At 67.3% G+C, this 24,198-nt stretch carries 24 protein-coding genes; 7 read left to right on the plus strand and 17 right to left on the minus strand.

The genetic code is table 11. The features are described 5' to 3' along the window. Positions 1-165: 165 nt before the first annotated feature. From BMY69_RS13325 to BMY69_RS13335, 3 genes are read right to left on the minus strand one after another with little or no spacing between them, the layout of a single operon-like run. Complete coding sequence (locus tag BMY69_RS13325) at positions 166-438, minus strand: DUF3325 domain-containing protein (RefSeq protein WP_090179010.1); 273 nt, start codon at positions 436-438, stop codon at positions 166-168. Continuing rightward, the gene (locus BMY69_RS13330; RefSeq protein ID WP_090179013.1) at positions 435-1,988 is read right to left on the minus strand and encodes a PepSY-associated TM helix domain-containing protein; all 1,554 of its coding nucleotides are present in this window, start codon (positions 1,986-1,988) and stop codon (positions 435-437) included. The genes BMY69_RS13325 and BMY69_RS13330 overlap by 4 nt, the downstream gene beginning before the upstream one ends. Next, on the minus strand, positions 1,985-2,278 hold the full coding sequence (locus BMY69_RS13335) for a hypothetical protein (protein WP_090179014.1): 294 nt from the start codon (positions 2,276-2,278) through the stop codon (positions 1,985-1,987). The genes BMY69_RS13330 and BMY69_RS13335 overlap by 4 nt, the downstream gene beginning before the upstream one ends. A gap of 230 nt (positions 2,279-2,508) precedes the next feature. On the opposite strand from BMY69_RS13335, the gene BMY69_RS13340 reads away from it, so the two are divergent. Together BMY69_RS13340 and BMY69_RS13345 are read left to right on the plus strand one after the other, a co-directional pair. Then, positions 2,509-3,048, plus strand: coding sequence for a YaeQ family protein (locus BMY69_RS13340; RefSeq protein ID WP_090055706.1), 540 nt, complete (start codon positions 2,509-2,511; stop codon positions 3,046-3,048). 183 nt (positions 3,049-3,231) lie between these two features. Next, positions 3,232-4,557 (plus strand): epoxide hydrolase family protein, encoded by a 1,326-nt coding sequence (locus BMY69_RS13345; protein WP_090179018.1) that lies wholly within the window; start codon positions 3,232-3,234, stop codon positions 4,555-4,557. A 32-nt stretch (positions 4,558-4,589) separates the two neighbouring features. Here the strand turns inward: BMY69_RS13345 and BMY69_RS13350 are convergent, their stop codons facing one another. From BMY69_RS13350 to BMY69_RS13360, 3 genes are all read right to left on the minus strand, one after another. Then, entirely contained in the window at positions 4,590-5,156 is a 567-nt protein-coding gene (locus tag BMY69_RS13350) for a DUF924 family protein (protein ID WP_090179023.1), read from the minus strand. 92 nt (positions 5,157-5,248) lie between these two features. Beyond that, positions 5,249-5,569 (minus strand): hypothetical protein, encoded by a 321-nt coding sequence (locus BMY69_RS13355; RefSeq protein WP_090179026.1) that lies wholly within the window; start codon positions 5,567-5,569, stop codon positions 5,249-5,251. Then, complete coding sequence (locus tag BMY69_RS13360) at positions 5,566-6,270, minus strand: MOSC domain-containing protein (RefSeq protein WP_090179433.1); 705 nt, start codon at positions 6,268-6,270, stop codon at positions 5,566-5,568. Before BMY69_RS13360 ends, BMY69_RS13355 begins: the two co-directional genes overlap by 4 nt. Positions 6,271-6,526: 256 nt before the next feature. Between BMY69_RS13360 and BMY69_RS13365 the strand changes: the two genes are divergently transcribed. Then, on the plus strand, positions 6,527-8,239 hold the full coding sequence (locus BMY69_RS13365) for a M1 family metallopeptidase (RefSeq protein WP_090179028.1): 1,713 nt from the start codon (positions 6,527-6,529) through the stop codon (positions 8,237-8,239). A gap of 110 nt (positions 8,240-8,349) precedes the next feature. Here the strand turns inward: BMY69_RS13365 and BMY69_RS13370 are convergent, their stop codons facing one another. From BMY69_RS13370 to BMY69_RS13385, 4 genes are all read right to left on the minus strand, one after another. Further along, positions 8,350-9,468: an FAD-dependent monooxygenase gene (locus tag BMY69_RS13370; protein ID WP_090179030.1), complete on the minus strand. Its 1,119-nt coding sequence runs from the start codon at positions 9,466-9,468 to the stop codon at positions 8,350-8,352. Between the two features lie 105 nt (positions 9,469-9,573). Further along, positions 9,574-10,041: a hypothetical protein gene (locus tag BMY69_RS13375; RefSeq protein WP_090179033.1), complete on the minus strand. Its 468-nt coding sequence runs from the start codon at positions 10,039-10,041 to the stop codon at positions 9,574-9,576. 132 nt (positions 10,042-10,173) lie between these two features. Then, entirely contained in the window at positions 10,174-10,653 is a 480-nt protein-coding gene (locus BMY69_RS13380) for a hypothetical protein (protein ID WP_090179036.1), read from the minus strand. Continuing rightward, entirely contained in the window at positions 10,653-10,991 is a 339-nt protein-coding gene (locus BMY69_RS13385) for a DUF6152 family protein (protein ID WP_090179039.1), read from the minus strand. The genes BMY69_RS13380 and BMY69_RS13385 overlap by 1 nt, the downstream gene beginning before the upstream one ends. Positions 10,992-11,147: 156 nt before the next feature. Between BMY69_RS13385 and BMY69_RS13390 the strand changes: the two genes are divergently transcribed. Together BMY69_RS13390 and BMY69_RS13395 are read left to right on the plus strand one after the other, a co-directional pair. Then, on the plus strand, positions 11,148-13,607 hold the full coding sequence (locus BMY69_RS13390) for a TonB-dependent receptor (protein WP_218143175.1): 2,460 nt from the start codon (positions 11,148-11,150) through the stop codon (positions 13,605-13,607). Positions 13,608-13,703: 96 nt separating this feature from the next. Next, positions 13,704-14,393 (plus strand): aspartate/glutamate racemase family protein, encoded by a 690-nt coding sequence (locus tag BMY69_RS13395; protein ID WP_090179438.1) that lies wholly within the window; start codon positions 13,704-13,706, stop codon positions 14,391-14,393. Between the two features lie 26 nt (positions 14,394-14,419). On the opposite strand, the gene BMY69_RS13400 is transcribed toward BMY69_RS13395, so the two are convergent. Continuing rightward, positions 14,420-14,989 (minus strand): TetR/AcrR family transcriptional regulator, encoded by a 570-nt coding sequence (locus BMY69_RS13400; RefSeq protein WP_255364551.1) that lies wholly within the window; start codon positions 14,987-14,989, stop codon positions 14,420-14,422. Between the two features lie 187 nt (positions 14,990-15,176). Between BMY69_RS13400 and BMY69_RS13405 the strand changes: the two genes are divergently transcribed. Next, the gene (locus BMY69_RS13405) at positions 15,177-15,494 is read left to right on the plus strand and encodes an EthD family reductase (protein ID WP_090179044.1); all 318 of its coding nucleotides are present in this window, start codon (positions 15,177-15,179) and stop codon (positions 15,492-15,494) included. 40 nt (positions 15,495-15,534) lie between these two features. On the opposite strand, the gene BMY69_RS13410 is transcribed toward BMY69_RS13405, so the two are convergent. The 5 genes from BMY69_RS13410 to BMY69_RS13430 form a co-directional block, all read right to left on the minus strand. Then, positions 15,535-16,761 carry a PQQ-dependent sugar dehydrogenase gene (locus BMY69_RS13410; protein ID WP_090179046.1) on the minus strand — a complete coding sequence of 409 codons (1,227 nt, stop codon included), beginning with the start codon at positions 16,759-16,761 and terminating at the stop codon, positions 15,535-15,537. 58 nt (positions 16,762-16,819) lie between these two features. Continuing rightward, positions 16,820-18,382: an XVIPCD domain-containing protein gene (locus BMY69_RS13415; RefSeq protein WP_090179049.1), complete on the minus strand. Its 1,563-nt coding sequence runs from the start codon at positions 18,380-18,382 to the stop codon at positions 16,820-16,822. Positions 18,383-18,407: 25 nt separating this feature from the next. After that, entirely contained in the window at positions 18,408-18,851 is a 444-nt protein-coding gene (locus tag BMY69_RS13420) for a lysozyme inhibitor LprI family protein (protein WP_090179052.1), read from the minus strand. A 103-nt stretch (positions 18,852-18,954) separates the two neighbouring features. Then, complete coding sequence (locus tag BMY69_RS13425) at positions 18,955-20,967, minus strand: OPT family oligopeptide transporter (RefSeq protein ID WP_090179055.1); 2,013 nt, start codon at positions 20,965-20,967, stop codon at positions 18,955-18,957. Positions 20,968-21,112: 145 nt separating this feature from the next. Further along, entirely contained in the window at positions 21,113-22,015 is a 903-nt protein-coding gene (locus tag BMY69_RS13430) for a LysR family transcriptional regulator (RefSeq protein ID WP_090179057.1), read from the minus strand. Between the two features lie 108 nt (positions 22,016-22,123). On the opposite strand from BMY69_RS13430, the gene BMY69_RS13435 reads away from it, so the two are divergent. After that, complete coding sequence (locus BMY69_RS13435; RefSeq protein ID WP_090179060.1) at positions 22,124-23,188, plus strand: aldo/keto reductase; 1,065 nt, start codon at positions 22,124-22,126, stop codon at positions 23,186-23,188. A gap of 74 nt (positions 23,189-23,262) precedes the next feature. Here BMY69_RS13435 and BMY69_RS13440 read toward each other — a convergent pair whose 3' ends face one another. Then, positions 23,263-24,195, minus strand: a complete 933-nt coding sequence (locus tag BMY69_RS13440; protein WP_090179063.1) for an alpha/beta fold hydrolase — start codon at positions 24,193-24,195, stop codon at positions 23,263-23,265. Positions 24,196-24,198 lie beyond the last annotated feature (3 nt).

Consider the following 24,198-nt stretch of genomic DNA (forward strand, 5'->3'; position numbering starts at 1 on the left):
GGCCGGGTCCGCTCCCACCTGGCTGGCCAGGCGATGCCGCCGTGGGAGCGCACCTGGGCGCGACAGCCTTTCGCGCCGGTCCCTAATCTGGCGCGCCAGCCTGGGCACTGGGGCGAAAGGCTGTCGCGGCCGGGTCCGCTCCAACAGGTGTGGTGACGGTGTGGACTACCGCCGGCGGGAGAGGGTGGTGGTGCAGAGCGCGACGATGAGCGCCGCGAGGGTCAGGATGCCCACCCAGTAGATCGCGCCGAGCGCGGCGCCTTCGCCAATGATCGCGAGGACGAAGGAGATGGCTAGCGCGAGCCACCCGGCGGCCTTCGCGAGCCACGTCGAACGACGCGATAGCGATTTCCCCACGACATCGCGCTGGTGCCGCGCCATCCCGAGGCAGAGCGCGGCGAAACCCGCGATGGCGACGAGCGCGCACGCGGCGATCACGCGGTCGCATCCCGTGCGGTGCGCGAGGTGCGCGGAAGGGCGATCGGACGTCGATCCGCCTTCCACGCCGCGAAAGCGAACAGCGCCGCCGCGACGAGCATGCAGGCGTCGAATCCCGCGAACACGAGGTCGCCGTCACGAAGGCTGGGAACGAGGCCGCGTTGGGTGGTCACCGCGTCGACGACGGGTACGGCGAGGTAGGCCACCGCGACGAGGCCGAGCGACTCCACCCATGCGCGCCGTGGCGGACGCAGGAAGACGTAGAGGAGGAGCGCGCCCCAGCCGAGGAATAGGGCATCGCACTCCGCCGCGGCGCGCGCGACCATGCCCGACGGAAGAAGCCGGTTGGCGAGGAAGTAGACGGCGATGCCGAACGGCAGGCCCGAGATCGTCGCGATGTTCAGGCGCTCGACGAGGCGGAACCCGAAGTGCGGGCGTAACGGGTCGGGCAGGCGCTGGCGGCGCTTCGCAGTCCACAGCACGAGGCCCGTGGCGACCATCGCGCAACCGCTCAGTCCCGCGAGGAAATAGAGCCAACGAAGCGCGGCAGGCGCGAAGCGGCCCGCATGCAGTCCGACCATCACGCTCTCGGTCTGCGCGGCGGCGCCCCTGGCCGGAGGCGGCACGTGCATTTTCCCGGTCGTGCCATCGAAGGAGAGCGTCTCGCCACGCGTGCCGATCGCGGCACCGGTATCGCGCGTGATCTTCACGACCGAGTGGGCATCGCCCGGAAGCGCGATCGAGATGTACCCGGGCTCGGCGCCATGCCAGCGCTCGCGGGCTTGGCGGATCATGTCGGCGATGGGAGCGACCGGCGCGGGCCGACCCGAGCGCGTCGGTGACGTGTCCGCGCCGAACCGGTCGCGGGCGTAATCGACGGGTCGCTCGTACGCCGCCGCGACGCCCCATGGCATGTACTGGGACATGAGCGTCACGAGCCCCGTGTACGTGATCATGAAATGGAACGGCAACGCGAGCACCGCGCTGAGGTTGTGCGCGTCGAGCCACGAGCGCTGTCCCTTGCCGAAGCGCAGCGTGAAGAAGTCGGCGAAGATCTTCTTGTGCGTGATGACGCCGCTGACGATCGCCACCAGCATGAACATCGCCGCGAGGCCGACGGCCCAGCGGCCCCAGAGCACCGGCACGTAGTGCAGGTCGAAATGCAGGCGATACAGCAGCCACCCTCCCGTGGTGTCGCGCGCATCGATTTTGCGGCCCTGGCCGTCGACCATGAACGCGTGGTCGCGCCACTGACGGAAGGTTTCGCCTTTCTCCTTCCAGTAGGCCATCGCGGCGACGGAGCGATCTCCCGGCAGCTGGATCGTCCACGTTTCCGCGCCCTGCGCATGCGCCTGCAGGTAGGCCATGGCGCCTTCCGCCGAGGCGACCGGATGCCGTTCGCCCCGGATCTCCGGCTGCATCCAGCGCGTGATCTCGTCCTGGAAATACGCCGCGGTGCCCGTGACGAAGACGGCGAAGAGAAGCCAGCCCAACAGCAGGCCCACCCACGTGTGCAGCCAGGCCATCGACTGGCGGAGGCTTTCCTTCATACGGCACCGCCGTGCATCGACAGGTATAACGCGGCGGCGGGCGGAACGCAGAGGGCGGCGAGCCAGAGCCATGCCCGCGTCGCGGTCGAGACGGCGAAGGCCATGATCGCCACGCCCGCGTAGATGGCGAACGAGGCGAGCGTACCGGTCATGACCGCCTCGACACGCGGCATGGGCAGCCAGCGCGCCATCGTGGCGGCGGCGAGCGCGGCGGCGACGTACCCGCCCAGCGAGGCGACGACGGTGCGCGATGCGACGTTTGCCGCGGAGGCGATCCGCGATGGGTGCATGGTCGTCACGACGGACGGCGAAGGCGATGGAAGCGATGCATGGAATCAGCCCGGGGAGTCGACGGCGAGCGCGGCGTCCGCGCGCGAAAGGGCCGACGTGGCTTGCGAGGGGCTGGCTGGTCGAGCGGCGAAAGTCTACACGAGTTGGCGCCACGGCGTGACCGGATCCGCTGCGCATGCCCCGCGTGGTGTACGCTTCGCGCCCGGCATCCGACGCGGATCATCCACGCATGGCTCTCAAATCCACGGTGTTCAAGGTCGAACTGCAGGTCAGCGACATGGACCGCCATTACTACCAGACCCATGCCCTCACCATCGCGCGGCATCCTTCCGAGACCGACGAGCGGATGATGGCCCGGGTGCTCGCGTTCGCGCTGAATGCGGACGATGCGCTGGCGTTCGGCAAAGGCCTCAGCGCCGACGACGAGCCCGATCTGTGGAAGAAGGATCTCACCGGCGAGGTCGACCTCTGGATCGAACTTGGCCAGCCCGACGAGGCGGACATCCGCCGGGCGGCGGGTCGCGCGCGGCGCGTGATCGTCTACACGTACAGCGGCCGCGGCGCCGAGGTCTGGTGGAAGAAGCTCGGCCCGGCCGTGGCGCGGACGCGGAACGTGTCGGTGATCGACATCGACACCGCCACCGTGCAGGCGCTTGCCGCGCTCACGGAACGCACCATGCAGATGCAGTTCATCGTCCAGGATGGACACGCCCAGGCCATCGTCGGTGAATCGATGATTCCGGTGGAACTGAGCGTTCTGGCCGATTAGACGGCCAGTCGCGGTGCGACACCGCGACGAAAGGCGCGCGTTCCTGCAAGACGCTGCGTGTCGCCCGTTCCGATACTCCGCGTTGGCGCCGCCCGGCCAGGGAAGAGCGGGCACCTCGAACCAGGACTCCCGAGTGATCGAGCGACCCTCGCCACCGTGGCAGGGTCACGGAGGGGTTTTGCCATGTCTTCTGCGATGTCGATCTCGTTACGGCGCCCATGGATCACGGCGGTTCTCGCCGCTGCCGTCGCCTTCGTCCCTGGGCCCGCGGCGCATGCCGCCACGTCCACCGGTAGCCCGGCGGCGGATCCAGCCGGGAATTCCGGCGACACGTCGATCCGTCCGTTCCCCAAATACCACGCCAGCGACGAGCAGCTGGCCGACCTGAAGCGGCGCATCGCCGCCACGCGCTGGCCGTCGAAGGAACTGGTCGACGACGCGACGCAGGGCGTGCAGCTGGCGACGATGAAGAAGCTCGCCGATTACTGGCAGCACGACTACGACTGGCGGAAGGTGGAGGCGCGCCTGAACGCGCTGCCGCAGTTCGTGACCACGATCGACGGCGTCGACATCCACTTCATCCACCTGAAGTCGAAGAACAAGAACGCGCTGCCGATCATCATCACGCATGGATGGCCCGGCTCGGTCATCGAGCAGATGAAGATCGCCGAGCCGCTGGCCAATCCGACCGCCCACGGCGGCAAGGCATCCGATGCGTTCGACGTCGTCATCCCGTCGCTGCCCGGCTACGGATTCTCCGGCAAGCCCGAAGCGGTGGGCTGGGATCCGCAGCACATCGCCCGGGCCTGGACCACGCTGATGACGCGGCTGGGCTACAAGAAGTTCGTCGCGGCCGGTGGCGACTGGGGCGACGCCGTGACCGAGCAGATGGCGGTGCAGGCGCCTCCGGGACTGCTGGCGATCAACAGCAACATGTCGGCGACGATTCCCGACGACATCGCCAAGCTGCTCGCCGCGGGGGCGCCCGCGCCCGCGGGGCTCGGTCCGGAAGAGCAGCTCGCCTATGCGCAGCTGGACGACTTCTACAAACACGGCCTGGGCTACGCGCAGGAAATGACGAACCGGCCGCAGACGTTGTACGCGCTCGAGGATTCGCCGATCGGTCTGGCGGCGTGGATGCTCGACCACGACATCCGCAGCTACAAGATGATCGTGCGCGTGTTCGACGGGCAGACGGAGGGCCTGTCGCGCGACGACATCCTCGACAACGTCACGCTCTACTGGCTCACCGAAACCGCCGTATCGTCGGCGCGGTTGTATTGGGAAAACAAGCTCAACTTCTTCGAGCCGAAGCACATCACCATCCCGGTCGCGGTCAGCGTGTTCCCCGACGAGATCTACGCGGCACCCGAGAGCTGGGCGAGGAAAGCCTTCCCCAACCTGATCCACTACAACCGCCTGCCGAAAGGCGGTCATTTCGCCGCGTGGGAGCAGCCGGCGTTCTATGTGACGGAAATCCGCGACTCCTTCCGCGGAGTGCGCAAGTAGCGATCAGCGCGGGATGGGCGGCCGACCGCCACTCATCCCGCGAAACCGCCTTCGTCGAGGAACGTCTGCTCCTCGGGGGTCGTGGCTCGCCCGAGCTGGCGATTGCGGTGCGGAAAGCGGCCGAAGCGGACGATCACGTCGCGGTGCGTCCGCGCGTAGGTCAGGTACGAGCCGCCAAGTGCTTCGAACAATCGCATCGAGGTGTCCTGGTCGGCCAGGTCTTCCGAGTGCTCGAACGGCAGGTAGCAGAACGCGCGCATGTCGTGGTCGAGTTCGCGGTCGAGGCCCTTGTCGAGCATGTGCCTGGCGACGAAGCGGGCGAGGGGATCGGTCGCGTACATGTGCGCGGTGCCGCGGAACGCGTTGCGCGGAAACTGGTCGAGAAGCAGCAGCAGCGCGAGGCAGCCGTCGGCGGTGTCGAGCCACGCGTCGAGTTCCCGGCGTGCGGCCGCCAGGTGCGCGCCCATGAAGTGCTCGCGGAATGAGCGGTCGAATGTCGGATCGCTGGTGAACCAGCTGTCGTAGCCGGCGTCGCGCCAGAAGCGCACGACGCGTTCGGCGGTTTCAGGGACGCGGCGTGTCGCGGCGATGTCGTTCATCCGGGCGGCTCCAGCAAATCCCGGATGATAGCCCGCGCGCTGGTCGCCGGTCAGGCGTGAGCTACCTCAGGCGCTCATGTCCGGTGGCCCGGTCAGGTGCCATCCGGATGCGCGTCGAGCCACGACATGGCGAACACGTCGAGCGTCGTCTTCGGCGGAACGACGAGATCGTTGGCCTCGATGAAGCGCCGGGCGGCGAGTATGAACGCCTGCTTCGCGCGAGCCGATGCCTGCCTCGCCGCGGCTTGCTGTTGGCGAAGACGCACGATCTGCGCCGACGGCTGCCCGGGCTTCGCGAACTTCTGGTAGCGGCGCAGTTCGTCGGCGACGACGGCGGTATCGCGAGCCGCCTGCTCGACGGCTTCCCGGGCGAGACGCAGCGAGGCGAGGAGGGTGGTCGCCGGATCCGTCATGCCTGCGACGCGTCCTTGCCCGTGAGCCGCTTCGACCAGTCTTCGACGCTCTTCGACTCCAGGCGTCGGCGCGCGTGGCGCCGCCAGCTTTCGGCCAGCGTGGGCAGTTCGGCCATCGCGGACAGCGCGTCGTAGTCGAGGCGGTCGATGTAGAAGATCCTCCAGATACGCTCGATGGTCCACGCGGGGGTGACCCGGTCGATCCGCTCGAGGCGATCGCCCGGGGACACATCGCCTTCCTCCAGCACCCGGTAGTACCAGCCGGTGCGCCCCGACTGCTGGAGCCGCAGCGCCATGTCCCGCGTGTCGAAGCGCAGGTTGAGCTTCCAGCAGGGCTGGCGTCCCTGGCTCACCTGCAGCACGGCGGAGCCGAGACGGAAGACGTCGCCCACGGCGACACCCGTCTCGACCAAGCCCTGCGTCGACAGGTTCTCGCCGAACGCGCCCGGTTCGTCGAGCACCGGCCTTGCCGGTAACTCGGCACGCCAGGCGGCATAGTGATCGAACGGGTAGTGGTGAATCGCCTTTTCCGGTCCGCCGTGCACTTTCAGGTCGGCCTGCGCATCGGTGGCAAGGCCTGTGGTGGTGACCCGCACCACGTCGTGCACGGGACGCTTGTGCATAGCGCTGACCGCGCCGGCATCGCCCAGCGCGGCCACCGGCCCGGTCATCACGTACCCGATGGGGTAGGCGTCATTCATGCTGCTTTCCATACCACGCTATTCGTCGACGTCCATTGTGCCTTTCCGACGGTGCCCGGGCGAGGAGCGAAGCGCGTCTCGGATCGCGGCCTGGGAGCGGTTTCGCCAATCGCCTGCTCCTGCCCGCGTTCGCCGCGGCGATGACGGAAGCGCGTACCGCCGCGCCGACAAAAAGCTACCCCCCAAACGACCCATGACGTGAAGCGGCGGGCTGGGTACGGTTCCGGTCTTCCACCTCGATGATGGCCGCCGTTCCATGCAAAAGACCCTGATGCTCGGTGTCAGCCTCGCGCTGACCACCGTGGCCTGCTCGCCGACGCAGCCGCCGGCCCCGCCGCCGCTCACCGACTACACCCGCAACTCGGGAGCGGCGCGCGCACCGGAACAGCTGGCGGTGACCTTCGAGCACGCCGACCTGGGCATCCGTGTCGATCCGGTCCGTCACTGGATCGAGGGCGATGCCAGGCTGACGTTCCTCGCCACGGCGCCGCTGCGACGTGTCGTGCTGGATCTCGACCGGAACCTGCCCATCGATACCGTCGAGGTCGACGGCAAGGCGCTGCCGCGCCGGGCGTTCCGCAATCCGGAGGGCCGCCTGCAGATCGACCTGCCGTCGCCATTGGCCGCGGGAGCTCGCACGACCGTGCGCGTCGTTTACCACGGAAGCCCGCACACCGCGGTCCGTGCGCCGTGGGACGGCGGCTTCGTCTGGTCGAAGGCGCCCGACGGCAAGCCGTGGGTCGCCACGGCCGTCGAGGGCGAAGGCTGCGATCTCTTCTGGCCGTGCATCGACCATCCGATGGGACGTCCGAAGCTGGTCGACGAGCACATCACCGTGCCGGCACCGCTCGTCGCGGTGGGGAACGGCGTGGCGAGGGGCATGGACGAAGTCGACGGGTGGCGCACTTACCACTGGCAGAGCCACGACGTGAGCACCTATGGCGTCGCGCTGAACATCGGGCCTTACCGGGAACTCTCCGGCTCGTACGCGAGCCGGTTCGGCAACACGATTCCGACGCATTACTGGTATGTCGACGACGAGGCGCAGGCCAGGGCGCTCTTCGCGGAATTCCCGCCGATGCTCGATTTCCTCGAAAGGGCGGTCGGACCTTATCCGTTCGCCGGCGAGAAGATGGGTGTCGCGGAAACGCCGTTCAAAGGCATGGAGCACCAGACCATCAACGCGTATGGCAACCAGTACGCGAAGAACCCGTACGGCTACGACGACCTGCTCCAGCATGAACTGGCGCACGAGTGGTTCGGCAACCAGATGACGAACGCGAACTGGGACGACATGTGGTTGCACGAGGCGTTCGCGACCTACATGCAGCCGCTGTACGCGGAATCCATCGGCGGTCGGCAGGCGTACTTCGCCAGCCTCATGCAGTTGCGCAGCCGCGTCGCCAACAAGCACCCCATCGTCTCCGGCCAGCCGCGCCGGGAAGAGGACGTGTACGACGACGAGCGCGGCCCAGGGCAGGACATCTACGACAAGGGCGCGCTGATGCTCCACACGCTGCGTACCGTGATCGGCGACGACGCGTTCTACCGCTCGCTGCGTCTGCTGGTGTACGGAACGGAGCATCCGGAACCGGGCAACTTCTCGCCGCGCTACGGCACCACGGACGAGTTCGTCGGCATCGTCGACCGGACGAGCGGCAGGGACATGCGCTGGTTCTTCGACGTCTACTTGCGCCAGGCCGCGTTGCCCGAGCTGAAGGTCGCGCGCACCGGCCAGACGTTGCACCTGACGTGGTCGGTTCCGGGGAACGGGCCGTTCCCGATGCCGGTCGATGTGCGCGTGGGCGACCGCGTGGTGACGCTGCCGATGAACGACGGCAGCGGCGACGTCACGTTGCCCGAGGGCGCCGGTTACACGATCGACCCGGATTCGAAGCTGCTGCGTCGCGATGCTGGTATTGAAGCGTTCCGCGCGTATATCGAGAAACGGAAGCCCAGGAAAACCTGACCGATCCTGTTGGAGCGGACCCGGCCGCGACGGCTTTTCGCCCCGGTGCGACAGGTCCTGCGGCTCATCGCGAAGAGCTGTCGCGGCCGGGTCCGCTCCCACACCGCAGGCTAAAGCGTCTTCAACGGTTCGTACGTGCCGCGGTAGCTCTTGGGCGTGATGAAGGGCATCAGGATCGTGCGCAGCGCGTGGGGAAGGCGGGCGGCCTTCGACAGCTTGTCGGTCATGGCCTGCACATGAGCCACGCGCGGCTGGCGGGCCTGTTCGAAGCGCGGTCCGATCGCGTCGAGATCGTCGCACTCCGCGACGATCCCCGCGAGAACGAGCGCATCCTCCATCCCGAGAGCGGCACCTTCCGCCCACACGGGCGCGGTGGCGTGGGCGGCATCGCCGATCAGGATCACGCGCCCCTGGCTCCAGCGAGCCGCACGTACCTCTTCGATGGGTGAGTGATAGATGTTCTCGGGATTCGCGAGCGCCCATCCGAGAGCCTTCCGCACGCGCGCCGGGAAGCCGCTGAACGCCGCGGCGAGTCGATCGAGCTGGGGTTCGCCGTTACCGGCGGTGCCGAGGGAGACCCAGCCGTAAACGGTGTGGTCGTCGACGGGAAGCAGCAGGATCAGACCGTGCTTTCCGGTCCACACCGTCCAGCCGTCGACGCCGGGGTTCGGCGCCATGAAGCGCCAGCTCTCCGAGGCGAGTCGCGCGGCGGTCGCCGAAGCCGCGCCGGTGACGGCCTGGCGCACGGTGGAGCGCACGCCGTCCGCGCCCACGAGCAGGGGGGCCGAGACCTCCGAACCGTCCGCCAGCGCGACGTGCACCGTCGACGCGTCCTGGCGGACGCCGGCGATCGCGCCCACGTGGAGGTCCGACGGTTCGAGGCCGCTGGCGAGCATCGCCATGAGGTCGGCGCGGCGAACCGCGCGCGGCCGCATGGACTCGCCCCAGAACGCATCCTCGTCGATGGCGGCGAGCAGGCGGTCGTCGGACGTGCGGTATTCGCGTTTCCTCACCGGGTGGCCAAGACGTTCGATGTCGCCAGCGAGCCCAAGGCGATCGAGCGCGGCGATGGCGTTTCCGGGAAGGTTGATCGCGAGGCCGCCATCGGTGGCGCGCGCACTGCGTTCGACGACGCGCGAGGCGATGCCCCGGCGCTTCAGCGCGCGCGAGGTCGCCAGGCCGGCGATGCCGCCGCCCGCGATGAGAATGGGCTGGGAAGGCTGTGCCATAGGGGGTAGGGCTGGGGAGGGGACCCGCGATGATGCCCCACCTTGCCGACACCCTGATGCCCCGGAAGAGGGTGGACATCGCGTGCCGCGAAACCTGTCACACCTTCATCCAGCCGCCTTCGCGGCCGCGGGGCAGCCCTTGATCGCTGACACCCGCAGCGTTCGCGGCGCCGAGTCCGGCGTGGCCGGAAACTGGACGGCCATCGCCTCGCCCGGCTTGCCGCGGACGACCTCGTGCACGACCGGGTGATCCCCGAAACGCGCGGCGACGTCCACCTGGAGCAGGTCGCCGGCGGCGGGCGTCACGTGGAAGCCGAATTCCCACGCATCGCCTCCGGTTTTCGCCGCGTCGCGAATCGTCGCCGGGGTGTCCGCCTTCAGACAGACGGTCGCGTTCGCCATCGGCGCGCCGTTCCCCTCCCATCGCGTGACCAGCTGATAGATCGGCGGCTCCGGCTTCGCCGTGCCGGGCGAGGCCGCATGCGCGGCACCCGCGATGAAGGCCAGTCCGAGGGGAAGCATGGCGATGGCGAGCGCGAGACGGTGGCGGGACGGAGCGACGGCGTTGAGCATGGCGATGCGTTCCTTGATTGAGTGGCGTGATGGCCAGGTACAGCCGATCGGCATCCCTACGAATGCCTCGCGCCCGAGGGTAGCCCAGATTCGCCGACGCGAAGGTGCCTGCCCATGGGCCAGCCTGACGCTCTAGTAATACGCGAGCATCCGGCCGCAGGCGATGACGGCGACCCAAAGCGCGAGCGACAGCGACGCCTGCATCCTGGCAAGCGATGGAGCGGGGTGCGTCGTCTCCCATGCGGCGACGCTTCGGTACACGCCCACGTGGAACACCAGGGCGTTCACGCCGGCGAGCGCGATCAGGGTCAGCTTCAGCAGGAACAGTGGATTGCCCAGGAAAGCCTGCGGCTGGGTCGAAAACATCATCAGTCCGGCGGGAAGTACCAGCGCGACGCTCCCCGCCGACCACGGCAGCAGGTGCCTGCCAAGGGCCGACACCGGAAGCGCGCGCCCCCAGCCGAGCACCCGCAGATCGAACATCGCGACCGCGCCGACGAGGACGCAGAAGCCGACGATGTGGATTGTCTCCACCGCCGGGTACAGCCACGGGCTGTCACGCATGGCCCGGGCCAACGGTGTGGCCGACAGCCAGCCCGCCGGGTCGACCATCAGCGAAGTTCCGTCGTCTTCTCGCCGATCGTCACGCGCTCGGCGCGCATCTCGTCGGCCTTCGTCCGATGAGGGTAACCGTAGACCGTGGCCTTCTGGCCGGGCGCGAGCATGCTCTTGGCGAGGCCCCGGCTTTCCATGCGCGAAGGCGGCGCGAGCACCACGGTCCACATGGCATCCGCCGTCTTGAGGCGAAGCGTGCCGTGCGGCTGCTCGTAGGTTGAGGATTCGATCGTGCCGGTCAGGTTCAACGGCTTCTGGGCGTCGTACTCGCTCCAGCCGTGGTGCGCGACGGCGGTGGTGGCCGTCAGCGCGGTCAATAGCAGCAAACGTTTCATGACGATCTCCTGTTGGGCAGGGTCCGACGGCCCATCGTAGCCCGACGCACGCTGGCCGGTCAGTCCCGCGAGTGAAACGTGCAAGTCGAATCGATATATAGTTGGGTATATAGCGTATCGGGGGCGAGCGCATCGCCCGATAGACTGGGGATCCGAATGCGTCGTACGCCGTTGTTCGTGGCCATGCTGGCGTGCATGGCCGTCTTCCGTGTCGCCGCTCAGGCGTCGCCTTCGACGGGTCCGTCGGGAGAGAACGCACCGGCCACGACGCTCGGGGAGGTGACCGTGTCGGCCCGCCAGCGCGACGAGAACCTGCAGAAGGTGCCGATCGCGGTGTCGGTCGTCGACGGCGAATGGCTCGACCGCTCGTACACCGTGAACACCCAGCAGCTCAGTCAGCTCGTGCCGTCGCTGTATTACAACTCCGCGAACCCGCGCAACACGGCGTACACGATCCGCGGACTCGGCTCGAACACGCTGTCCGTCAGCGCCGCGAACGATGGCATCGAGCCCGGCGTGGGTTTCTACATCGACGGGGTGTACCACGGCAGGCCCGCGACCGCGGCGTTCGACTTCACCGACATCGAACGGATCGAGGTGCTCAGGGGCCCGCAGGGCACGCTGTTCGGAAAGAACACGACGGCCGGCGCCATCAACATCACGAGCCGCGCGCCAACGTTCCAGCCGGAAGGCAATGGCGAGATCTCGATCGGCGAGAACGGTTTCCTGCAGGCCAGGGGAACCGTATCCGGCCCGCTCAGCGAGACGGTGGCGGGGCGCCTCTCCGCGCAGTTCACGGAACGCGACGGCGTGCTGCACAACGTCCGGACCGGCAAGGACGTCAACGAACTGAACAACTACGCGCTCCGCGGCCAGCTGCTTTTCCGCCCGGACGACGACGTGAACATCCGTCTGATCGGCGACGTCTCGAACCTCGATTCGGACTGCTGCACCCAGAACTACCTGCGCGTCGGCAAGAGCCTGCGTGGCGCGGCCCGCCAGTTCGAAGGGCTCGCGGCGAACCTGCCTGCGCACGGGTTGCCGGCGTACTCGCCGGCGAGCCGCGATGTCTACGACCGCCTGACGGATATCGACGCGCCGTTGCACATCGATACGCAGGACGGCGGCGTGTCGCTCAACGCCGACTGGAACGTGGGGCCGGTGACGCTCACGTCGATCAGCGCGTGGCGCTACTGGAAATGGGATGTGGCCAACGACCGCGACTACACCGGCATTCCGATCCAGACGGTGCAGCGGATCCCCTCGCGCCAGGATCAGTACAGTCAGGAATTCCGGGTCGCGTCGAACGGCGACGGTCCTGTGGATTTCGTCGGCGGTCTGTATTTCTTCACCCAGGAGATCAACGGCAAGCCGATCAGCATCTACGGCCCGGCCGCGACTTACTGGCTGGTCAGTACCACGAGCTTTCCGGGCATGCCGGACAACCTGGCAGATGGCTACGGCCAGTTCGGCGATTCCCATTTCCGCATGAAGAGCTACGCGGCTTTCGGCGAAGTGAACTATCACGTCACCGACCGTCTGGTCGCCACGCTCGGTGCGCGTTACACCTATGAAGACAAGGACGGACGGTACGCGACGACGGTGTCCGGCGGTCTGCCGACCCGCCCGGGCACCGCGCAGGACAACGCGAAGCTTTCGCTTTTCCGTCCGCAGAGCTACCGCGCGTCCGACAGCGGCGGCAATCCCTCGGGACGCGCCAACCTCGGCTACCAGTTCACCGACGACGTGCTGGGATACGTGAGTTACGCCTACGGCTACAAGTCCGGTGGCCTCAACATGTCCGGCCTCCCGCTGGACGCCTCGAACAACCCGGCGCTCGCGACCGCCGTCATCAAGGACGAGACGAACAAGACCTGGGAGACGGGCGTCAAGACGGCCTGGTGGGACGGTCGCGCGACGCTCAACGTCGCCGCGTATCGCACCGTGGTCGACGACTATCAGGCCAACGTCACGTCGAGCACCGAAACGGCGGCGCTGCGCACCTATCCGGCCAACATCCCCGAGGTGCGCGTCAAAGGTGTCGAAGGCGATCTGGCGGCACTGCTCTTCAGGGGCTTCACGCTGCGTGCTTCGTTCGCCTACGCCAACGGGAAGTACACCGATTACCCTGCTGGCCCGTGCCCGCTCGAATGGCAGAACCCCAATGCCGCCGGCGGTTGCCAGCCGTTGAATCCGCCAGCCAGCCTGGCCATCAAGACGTCCAATCCCCGCGGCAACCCGAGGATTCCCGGTGCGTACGTCCTCACCGGTCTGCCGCTGGCCGGACTTTCGCGGTGGGCGGGTTCGCTGGGTTTCGACTACGAACTGCCGGTTGGCCACGGGGCCTTCCTCGCCCACGCCGATGTGAGCGCGCGCAGCGGGTACAACTCCGATACCACCCACTCGGTCTACACGAAGATCGCGGGTTATACGGTCACCAACGCAAGCGTCGGCTACCGTTTCAACGACAACTGGGAGGTCGATGTCTTCGCGCGCAACCTGTTCGACCGCGACTACATCACCGCGCTCACGGTCCAGACCGGAAATTCCGGACTCATCCTCGGGCAGCCAAGCGATCCGCGGATGCTCGGCGTCACGCTTCGCGCGCGGTTCTGACAGCTCGCATACCGAAACGGTTGCCCCGAGTTCTACCACCTAGTAGGTTGCCACGAGTAGGCGTCACTGAACTTCCGACCCACCCGCATGGTGACCATGAAGACGATAGGCATCCTGGGCGGCATGTCCGCCGCCTCGACACAGATCTACTACCGCGAACTTTGCCGCCTCACCGCCGAGCGCCTTGGCGGGCTGCATTCGCCCGAGCTGCTGATCCGCTCGGTGGACTTCGCGGACATCGAAGCACTGCAGGCGGCGGGGGCATGGGACAGGGCAGGGGAGCGACTGAACGAGGAGGCGAAAGCCCTCGAACGTGGCGGCGCCGATGTCCTCGTGCTCGCGACGAACACCATGCACAAGGTGGCCGCGCGGATGATGGACGGCGTGGGCATCCCGTTGCTGCACATCGCCGACGCGACCGCGTCGCGCATCGTGGCGGCGGGGTTCCGGTCGCCAGGGCTGATGGCCACCGCGTTCACGATGGAACAGACCTTCTACACCGATCGCCTCGCCGCGGCCGGCCTGGACGTGATCCTGCCCGGCGCCGACGACCGCGCCGAGACGCATCGCATCATCTATGAAGAGCTCTGCCGGCAGATCGTCAGCGACACGAGCCGCGAGGCCTATGTCGGCATCGCGCGGCGCCTGGTCGACCGTGGCGCGGACTGCCTCATCCTCGGCTGCACGGAGGTGGGCATGCTACTCGATCAGGGCAACGTATCCGTGCCGGTGTTCGACACGACGCTCGTTCACTGCGAAGCGGCGATCGCGCTGGCCCTATCCTGATTTTCGCGGCGGGGCAAGCCTTCCGGTCAGCGTCGGACGTGTTTCACCGACGCCGCATCCCATGCCGACATCGCCTGCGGGATGGCCTGTTCGATGACGGCATGGCGAACGCCGTCGCGTGCGAGGGTCGAGACACCCAGCAGGAAGGCGTCGAACACCGCCGCGAGCGCCCTGGGCTCCGTGTCGGCACGAAGTTCGCCGCTGTCCACGCCACGCTGCACGCATGCCACGAAACCCGCACGCGTCCGCGCGCGGGACTTCGCCAGCGGCTCGGTCACGGCGGCGTGCTCGTCGGAGGGTGCGCTCATCGCGCCTAGGGCGACCATGCATCCGCGCGGATGCCCTCGTTCGTACTGCATCTTCACCGAGCGCCTGAGCGCGGTTTCGATGGCGTCGCGCGGGGGTAGGGAGGTATCCCAGAGGCATTCGGTCACCTGCGCATACGTCGACAGATAACGTTGCGCGCACTCCTGGAACAGCGCTTCCTTCGATCCGAACGCGGCGTAGAAACTGGGTGCGGAGATGCCGTTGCCGATGCCCGCCTTCAGCTGGCTGAGCGATGCCGATTCGTAGCCGTGCTGCCAGAAGATGTGCATGGCTTCTTCCACGGCTTTTTCGCGATCGAATGTCCTCGGGCGTCCCATGGTCGCCATCGCCGGCTCCGGAAGGTGAACGTGACTAAGATACTAAGTGATACATAAGTTCTTGACAATCCCGAGGCCGGGGGCTCTTAATGTATCGGTTGATACATATCTGACCATTCTCTTCAGCTTCGGAGCATCCATGAAAGCGAGCGACACACCGGTCGTGGTCTATGTCACCTACCACGGCACCCCCGACGACCGCTTCGATCGCGACTATTACATCTCCGGGCATCTGCCGCTGGTGATGGAAGCGTGGGGAAAATACGGCCTGCTCAGTCTTCAGGCGTTCTTCCCGGCGGTCGACCGTGTGGGCACCGTCGCCATCTGCGAATGCGTTTTCCGTGACGAAGACGCCGTGGAAACCGCCTTCGGCTCGCCGGAGCTCGCCGGTGTGATGGATGATCTGCCGCGTTTCACGCAGCTCGCGCCATCGCGCGTGCGCGCCGTCCCCGTCTGACACGTCGTCCGCCGATCCACGGCGGACGACGTGGACCGAATCAGCCCTGCTTCGGGGTGAGCCGGTAAAGCCCGCCGGGCATGGCGTCCTCGAGCAGCCAGAGCGAACCATCGGGCGCTTCCTCGACATCGCGGATGCGCTTGCCCAGGTTCCAGCGCTGGACCGCGGTCGCGCCGCCCTTGGCGTCGACCGTCACCCGGATGAGCCCCATGCTGACGAGCCCGCTGATCAGCGCGTTGCCCTTCCATTGCGGGAACATCTTGCCCTTGTAGAACATGATGTTGCCCGGCGCGATGACCGGCACCCAGTAGATGACGGGTTTGACGAGATCCGGTCGCGAGTCGGGACTGGGAATCGCGACGCCGTTGTAGTTGACGCCGTAGGAGACCAGCGGCCACCCGTAGTTCTTGCCGCGCTCGATCAGGTTAAGTTCGTCGCCGCCGCTCGGACCGTGTTCGAGTTCCCAGAGCCGGCCGTCGGGTGCGAAGGCGAGGCCGTAAGGCGTGCGGTGCCCCGTGCTCCACGTCTCGGCGGGCGTCAGGTTCGGGCCGGGGAAGGTATAGGTGCTGACCACGGGCGCGTTCTTCGCGGCCTCGGTGTCCTTCGCCGGATCGATCAGCGGGATGCTGCGCGCGCCTTCCTTGCCGGCCCACGGATTGCCCGGCGCGGGCTTGCCGTCGAGCGTGAGGCGGAGGATCTTGCCGACGGGCTGATCGGGATCCTGGGCCGGCGTGAAGCGCTGACGATCGCCAACGGTCAGGAAGAGGTACTTGCCATCGGGCGAGAACGCGATCTGCGCGCCGGACTGGCCGCCCTTTCCAGTGGGCAGCTGTTGCCAGAGGACCTTGAAGCCCTCGAGCCGCGGCTGTCCGCCTTCGAGCACGAGCCGGCCGCGGCCCATCGCGAGGCCGCCGCCGTAGTCGCCCGGCGCCACGTAAGTGAGATACACGTTGTGGTCGGTGGCGTAGTGCGGCGAGAGAAAGACGCCGAGCATGCCGTTCTGGCCTTCGAACTGACTGGCGGGCACACCCTGGACTTCGGTCTTCGTGCCATCGGGCGTCACCAGCTGGAGGCGGCCGACCTTCTCGGTCACCAGCATGCGTCCATCCGGAAGGAACGCGATGCGCCATGGCAGGTCGAGGCTGGCGACCTTCGTCACGGTGAAGGGCAGGTCGGGGTCGTCTTTCTGGTCACCCGCGTTGGTCTGCGCCTGGGCGGCGTTCGTCAGCAGCGCCGCGAGCAGGATGCCGTTTGCCAGCTTCATCATCGTCAGGTTTCCTCGGACAGGGACGGCCATCTTACCGCCCGGCAGCGAGTGTCCGGCGTCAATGCTGCAGTGGCGGCGCGGGATGCTGCTGCTGTGGCTGCTGCGAAAGGACCGGCTGACGCTCCTGCTCTTCGGACCGGTTCGCGGCGTGGAACGTCGCGCTGCTCTGATCCAGCGGCGTCGTCACGGCCTGGCGTACGTCGACGTCGGCCACGCGCTTGAACGGCGAGTCGAGCTCGCCCTGGACGGCATACGCGCGCGCCCGATCGTCACCCATCACGACATGGTCGATGCGGGTGAGTCCCTGGGCACGTGCGGCGACGGCGAGCGATCCCGCGAAGTTGTCCGTGAGGTGATCCGGCGTGCGGCCGTGCTGCGCGTCGAGCGCGCGAACGCCCTGCAGCGCCTGGTTGTACATCGCATGCCCCGGGCTCGCGGCATCCGTCAGGCTCGGATGGCCAGGCGACGTGCGAGCGGGAGCTGCCGGCTGCGCCGCCTTGTTCAACGCCTCGAGCGTCTTCGGTCCGACGATGCCGTCTTCCTTCATCCCGTGGTCGTGCTGGAATTTCTCCACGGCGGCCTTCGTGCCCGGACCGAACTGCGCGTCGGGCGTCAGCGGACGATCGTGGCCGTCCGTATAACCGAGCTTGATGAGCTTTTCCTGGATCGCCGTGACGCTGGCACCGTGCGCTCCCTGACGCAGCGTCGAACCATGATGGGCGTGGGACCGACCACCCTGGCCGATCGCCTTGAGCGCGTCCTTGATGTCCGCGTCATTCGCCGACTGTTTCGGGTTGAAGTCGGGGCTGCCGACCTTCTCGTGTGCGCGGTCGAGCGCCGCCGCCTTCGCGGGATCCTTGTAGGCGTCCTTGTAGCGTTCCGCGATCTCGGCGGCCTTCGGACCGTCGTAGTACGGATAAGTACGCTTGATCTGTTCGGCCTTGGCCAGGACGTCGTCGTAGTCGCCGCCGTCCTTGAGCACCTTCTCGAACTTGGCGACCTGCGAGGGAATCTGGTTTTCGGTCTTCGCCAGGATGGCGATGGTCTCGAGGCGACGGTCTTCGGGAATGTTCTTGCCGAGCCGGTCGACCGTATCCATCGCGGACTGCGTCGCATTGCGGATCTGCGGGTAGTCGATGTTCTTGTGGATCCACTTCTGGCCTTCTTCCGATCCGGCCCACGCGTTGATGCCGTCGCGGGTATCGGTATCGATGAAGGAGAGGGTTGAGCGCCCGTCCTTTCCGTTGCCGTGGCTGAGCAGGTCCTTGCGCAGCTGCGCGGTGTCGCTGGTGAACTTCAGGCCATGGTCCTTCGCGTACTTCGCCGACTGATCGATGACCGCGTCGACATACGTCGTCTCGCCCGGCTTCAGCGCGGCGCCGTCGGTCGCGCCGAGGGCCCAGGTGCCCCGCTTGCCAAGGTCGACCTGGATGGTGCCGAGCGTGTAACCGCTGTCCGCCACGATCCTGCCCGGGGTGCCCCAGTGGGGATCGGACGTTCCCACCGTGACGCCCGTGATGGACAGGTGGTACGAGGATGGGCCGCCTTCCGTGCCGCGGCCCACCACGAAGTACGTGGCGCCGGCGGCGGAATCGAGATCGTGCGTATCGGGACCAGCCATGACGGGTCACTCCATGTCAGCGGGATCAGAGGTCGTTGGCGACCGCGAGGTACTTGTCGAGGGCGTTCGCACGCTCGCACAGACGGAACACTTCACTCTGCGCGACCTGCAGATCGGCGACGGTCTCGTCCGGGTAGAGCGACGCCTCGAACGTGTTGCTGGCCTTCTGCAGCGCGAGCCACGAGCGCTCCGCGGCGACGAGGTTCTCCTTCGCCTTGCCGCTGAGCTTCGCGGTCAACGCCTTGTAGCTGGCGTTGAGCCGGCCGTCCTGACGCGCCTTTTCGGCGTTGATGCAGTTGCCCAGTGCGCCCTGGTCCGAGCCCGCCTTGTCGATGCAGCCGTAGAACGACTGCGTGATGCCCTGCGGAGCCTGGCTCCGAATGACCTGACTCGTGCTCTCGGAAGCGGCCGCGGAACCGGCGGCGCCGATGAGGGCGAAGGCGAGGGCGAACGTCTTGACCGTGTGCATCCGTCACTCCTGGATTGGGAACCCCTAAACCTACACAGGATAGTGGACGGATTTCCATCGAAATGTGGTGAAGTCCACGCTTCGCGACCGCCCGGGTTCGCCCCTACCGGGCACCGATGCGTCCGGCCATGCGGGCCACCCAGCGATACATGAAGAGGACGACCAGCGCGAACGCGGTGCCGCCGATCCATTGCGCCTTTTCGGCGAAGTCGGGGCCGACCAGGGCCAGCGGCGCCTGCGGATTGCTGAAGCCCAGCTTGTCCGCGAAGGCCACGATCGCGGCGATCAGCACGCCGATGATGCTCTCGCCGACGATCAGGCCCGAGGCGAGCAGCACACCGAGCTGCTTCGTGCTTTCGGGTCGCGCCGTGCGATCGGCGCGACGATCGAAGTACCAGCCGACGACGGAACCGACCACCACCATCAGGGTGCTCACAGTCGGCAGGTAGATGCCCAGGCCGACGGCCAGCGGCGGAATGCGTACATGCCGGGTCGTGCGAGCCAGGACTTCGTCGATGACGATGAGCGCGATGCCGATGCCGACGCCGACCTCGATCAGGCTCCAGTCGATGTTCCCGGTGATCACGCCCTGGGCGAGGGCCGAAATCAGGCCGGCCTGTGGCGCCGGCAGGGCCTGCGGACCCGCGCCCGCCACGCCGACGAAACCGTACGCGGTGTTCACCAGGTCCAGCACCGGCGGAATGACCGCGGCGCCCGCGATCACGCCCACCACGAGCGCGACCTGCTGTCGCCACGGCGTGGCGTCGACCAGCTGACCGGTCTTGAGGTCCTGCAGATTGTTGTTGGCGATCGCGGCGACGGTGAAGACCACGGCCGTGATGAACAGCGCGAACGCCACCAGCGCCTTGCCTTCGGCTTCGCCGACATGCGGCTTGACGAACGCGACCAGCAACAGCGCGGCAGCGATCACCACCAGGATGCCGACGCCCGAGAGCGGGCTGTTGGACGAGCCGATGAGGCCCGCCATGTAGCCGCACACGGTCGACACGAAGAAGCCCATCAGCACGACGAAAGCCACACCGCCAATGGCCAGCACGCCGACCTGACCGCTCAGGCCGGCCGAGTTGCCGAAGTAGCCGAGCAGCCACGCGATCGGCACGAAGCAGGCCAGCGTGACCGCGCCAACGATCCCGATCGGGATGTCGCGCTCGGTCCGCGGCAGCGTGTCGGCCTTGCCGGCCTTGCGCACCCTGGACGCGGCCATCGCCGAGGTGAGGCCGGTGATGACCGGCTTCACCAGCTTGGCGAGCGTCCAGATGGCCGACACGCCGAGCGTGCCCGCGCCCACGTAGCGCACCTTCTGGCTCCAGGTGGCGTTGGCGAGATCGGCCATCGATTGGGACAGGTCGCCCAGCGCGGAGAAGTGCGGCACGCCCCAGACCCAGCCGATGATGGCGCCGATCAGCATGGCGACGCCCACCGTGATGCCCACCAGATGGCCGATCGCGAGCAGGGCGAACGACAGACCGAAATCGAAGCCGGTGACGCCGCCCCGCTCGCTGACGCGGAAGTAGCGGACGAAGTCGCTCGCGAACACCTGGGTCGCCACGATCACGGCGAACACGGCCGAGACGATCGAGCCCCACAGCACGGCCAGGAGCCCGGCGCGGCTTTCTTCCACGCTGGCGGCATCGGCGTCGTCGCCGCTGCCCACCTTGAGCACCTCGGCGCAGGCGATGCCTTCGGGGTAGGGAAGGTCCGAGTTCGTCACCAGCGCGCGGCGCAGCGGGATCGAGTACATCACGCCCAGGACGCCACCCAGCGCGCACACGGCGAACGACGTCCAGAACGGAAAATCGGCCCACCACCCGATCATGATCATGCCCGGCAGCACGAAGATGATGGAAGACAGGGTGCCCGCCGCCGAGGCGATGGTCTGCACCACGTTGTTTTCCTGGATGGTGGAATCCTTGAACCCGCGAAGCAGGGCCATGGAAATCACCGCCGCGGGAATCGAGGTCGCGAACGTGAGGCCGGCCTTGAGGCCGAAGAAGACGTTGGCGGCGGTGAACACCACCGTGATGATCACGCCGAGGACCAGGCCACGGACCGTCAGCTCCTTGCGGTCGCTGGATTGAGTAAGTTTTTCGCCCACGGCGTCGTTCCGTCCTGTGATGGTCCCTGGTTTCCGCCGTTCGACGGCGCGCTGAATCGGGCCGCCTGCGCGGCGGCCGGGCCCTAGGGTTGCCGGATTCGGCGGGAATCGCAATGGGCCCGCCACGCCGATCGCCGCGAAGGAATCAGCTGGCCGGATGGCGCTCGCGCAGGTAATCGATGAAGACCCGGAGCTTGCGCGGCATGTGCATGCGGTTCGGGTAGTACACGTGGAACGGGCTATAGGTCGGCCAGTACGCCTGCAGGACGGGGACCAGCGCGCCGGACGCCAGGTGCGGCGACGCCATGCTTTCGAAGTGGCAGCCGACGCCGACGCCCGAAAGCGCCGCGGCGAGCAGGAGGCCATCGTCGTTGCTGATCATGCTGGCGCGCGTGTCGACTTCGACCAGCCGCCCCTCCTGCATGAATTCCCATCGCATCGGGCTACGGTCGTGGTCCAGGCGCACGCCGACGCAGCGGTGGCGAAGCAGGTCCGCAGGCGTGTCGGGCACGCCATGTGCCCGCGCGTACGCCGGCGACACGAACGTCGCGATCCGCTGCGGGCCTCCGATCGGATGCGCGACCACATCCTTGCCCAGCGATTCGCCGATGCGGAAACCGGCGTCGAACCCTGTCGCCACGAGATCCACGAAACGGTTGTCGCAGTGCAACTCGACGACGACGTCGGGATACCGCGCATGGAAGTCGGGCAGGTGAGGCATCACCAGGATGTCGGCGATGGCGCGCGGCAGATTGATGCGCAGGAGTCCGGCGGGCGCGTCGCGCGTCTCGCTCACCGCGGCCATCGCCGCCGTCAATCCATGGAGCGCCGGCTGCGCCTCGTCCAGAAAGCGCTGGCCGACCTCCGTAAGGCCCACGCGGCGGGTCGAGCGATCGAGCAGCCGGACGCCCAGACGCGCCTCGAGCGTCCGCACGGTCTGCGACAACGCCGAGGTCGACACCCCGAGTTCGGCGGCCGCGCGGGTGAAGCTGGTGTGCCGGGCGACGCAGGCGAAGGCGGCGATGGCGGGGAACTGATCGGGCGTCATGGGCTGGCCGATTGTGAAGTGTGACTTCAAAGCGTATGCGCGCCGCCCCTCTTTTTCCACACGACCGGGCTACCTAGATTCCTCGTAACCCCCACTGGAACCGCCCCCATGAGCAAGCAACTCAACGACTACGTCACGCTCGGCCGCTCCGGCCTGCGCGTCAGCCCGGTATCGATCGGCACCATGACCTTCGGCAAGGACTGGGGCTGGGGCGCCACCGAGGAGGACGCCCGCCGGATGCTCGATGTCTACATGGAGCGCGGCGGCAACTTCATCGACACCGCCAACTTCTACACGGGCGGCACCTCGGAGCGCCTGCTGGGCGAGTTCCTGCGCGGACGCCGCGACCGTGCCGTGCTGGCCACCAAGTACTCGCTCAACGTCGACCCGTCCAACATCAACGCCGGCGGCAACCATCGCCGCAACATGGTGCGCGCGGTGGACGAGAGCCTGAAGCGGCTGGGCACCGACTACATCGACCTGTACTACCTGCATGTGTGGGACGGCACGACGCCGGTGGACGAAGTGATGCGCGCGTTCGACGACCTGGTGCGCGCCGGCAAGATCGTCTACGCCGGCATCTCGGATACACCGGCGTGGCAGGTAGCGCGCATGCATATGCTGGCGGATCTGCGCGGCTGGGCACCGCTGGTCGCGTTGCAGATCGAGCACAGCCTGGTGGAGCGGACGGTCGAGCACGACCTGATTCCCATGGCGCGTGAACTCGGGCTCGGCGTGGTGGCCTGGTCGCCGCTGGCCAATGGCGTCCTGTCCGGCAAGTACACCCGCGCCGACATCGAAGCGCACAAGGGTGCCGACATGTTCACCGGTGGCCGCGCGGCGGTCGCCGCGGGCGTCGGCTCGCTCAGCGAGCGGAATCTGGACATCGCGGACGTCGTCAAGGCCGTCGCGGAAGAGCTAGGGCACAGCCCGGCGCAGGTCGCACTGGGATGGCTGCTGGCCAAGACCGCGCCAGCCGTCATTCCGATCCTCGGTGCGCGTACCGCGAGCCAGTTCGAAGAGAACCTCGACGCGCTCTCGGTCACGTTGTCGCCCGCACAGGTGGCCCGCCTCGACCAGGCCAGCGAGATCGCGACACCGTTCCCGCATCGCTTCCTTCCGCTCGTGCAGGCGCAGGTGCTCGGCGAAGGACGGCTGAACGTCGCCCGCTGAAATGCGGGCGATGCCGAGGCCGCGGCGCGAAGGAAGGGCGGCTTGTTCCGTCGCGGCCTTCCTCCCGGCGTGAATCAGCTGCCCGGCTTGTTGAGGAACGAAACCAGGGCAGAGATGGTCTGCTCGGGCGCTTCTTCCATCAGCCAGTGGCCCGAGCCCTTGATGATGACACCCTCGACCTGCGTGTCGACCAGACGCCCCTGGTCGATCAGGAACTGGCCGCTGGCCTTCTCGCCTGCCAGGACGAGCATGGGAACATGCAGTGGCGTGCGGGCGAACGCGGAGAAATCCTTCGCGTCCTGCTCGAAGTTGCGGAAGTATTCGAAGCCAGCGCGCATGCCGCCGGGTTGGGCATACTGCGCGGCGTAGAACTGCCGGTCCGCCTCGGGAACCGAATGCGTGCGGTCGGCGGCGAAATCGTTCCAGAAATGCTCGAAGTAGATCCGTTCCCGGCCGTCGACCAGCTTGAGCGGCGTCTCACCGTAGAAGTGGAAATGCCACAGGTCGCGCAGCAACCAGACCTTGGTCCAGTCGCCCACGCCAGGCAGGAAGGCGTCCATCAGCACCACGCTCTCCACCTGGTCGGGGTATTGGGCCACGTAGGCGTAGGCGACCATCAGCCCGATGTCGTGACCGACGATCTTGACCTTCGGATAGCCCAGCGAGCGCACCAGCGCGTGGATGTCCTGGGCCATCGTCTTCTTGTCGTAGCCGCCTCGCGGTTTCGACGACGAGCCAGCGCCGCGCAGGTCCGGGGCAATCACGACGTGCTTATCGGCCAGCTGGCTCATCAGCGGGCGCCACATACGGCTCGTCTCCGCATAACCGTGTAGCAGCACGACCGGCGTGCCGCTGCCATGCCCCGCCTGCAGGTAATGAAGCGTGACGCCATTGACGTTGGCCGAGTGGCTTTCGATGCCTTCGCTGGCCGCTTGGCTCGAGAAAACGGCGAATAGGGCCAGCCACGCGATGGCGGCGGGGCGGAAGAAGCGAAACAGCGTTTTCATGAG

This window comes from Luteibacter sp. UNC138MFCol5.1 (genome assembly GCF_900110505.1).
Classification (GTDB): Bacteria; Pseudomonadota; Gammaproteobacteria; order Xanthomonadales; family Rhodanobacteraceae; genus Luteibacter.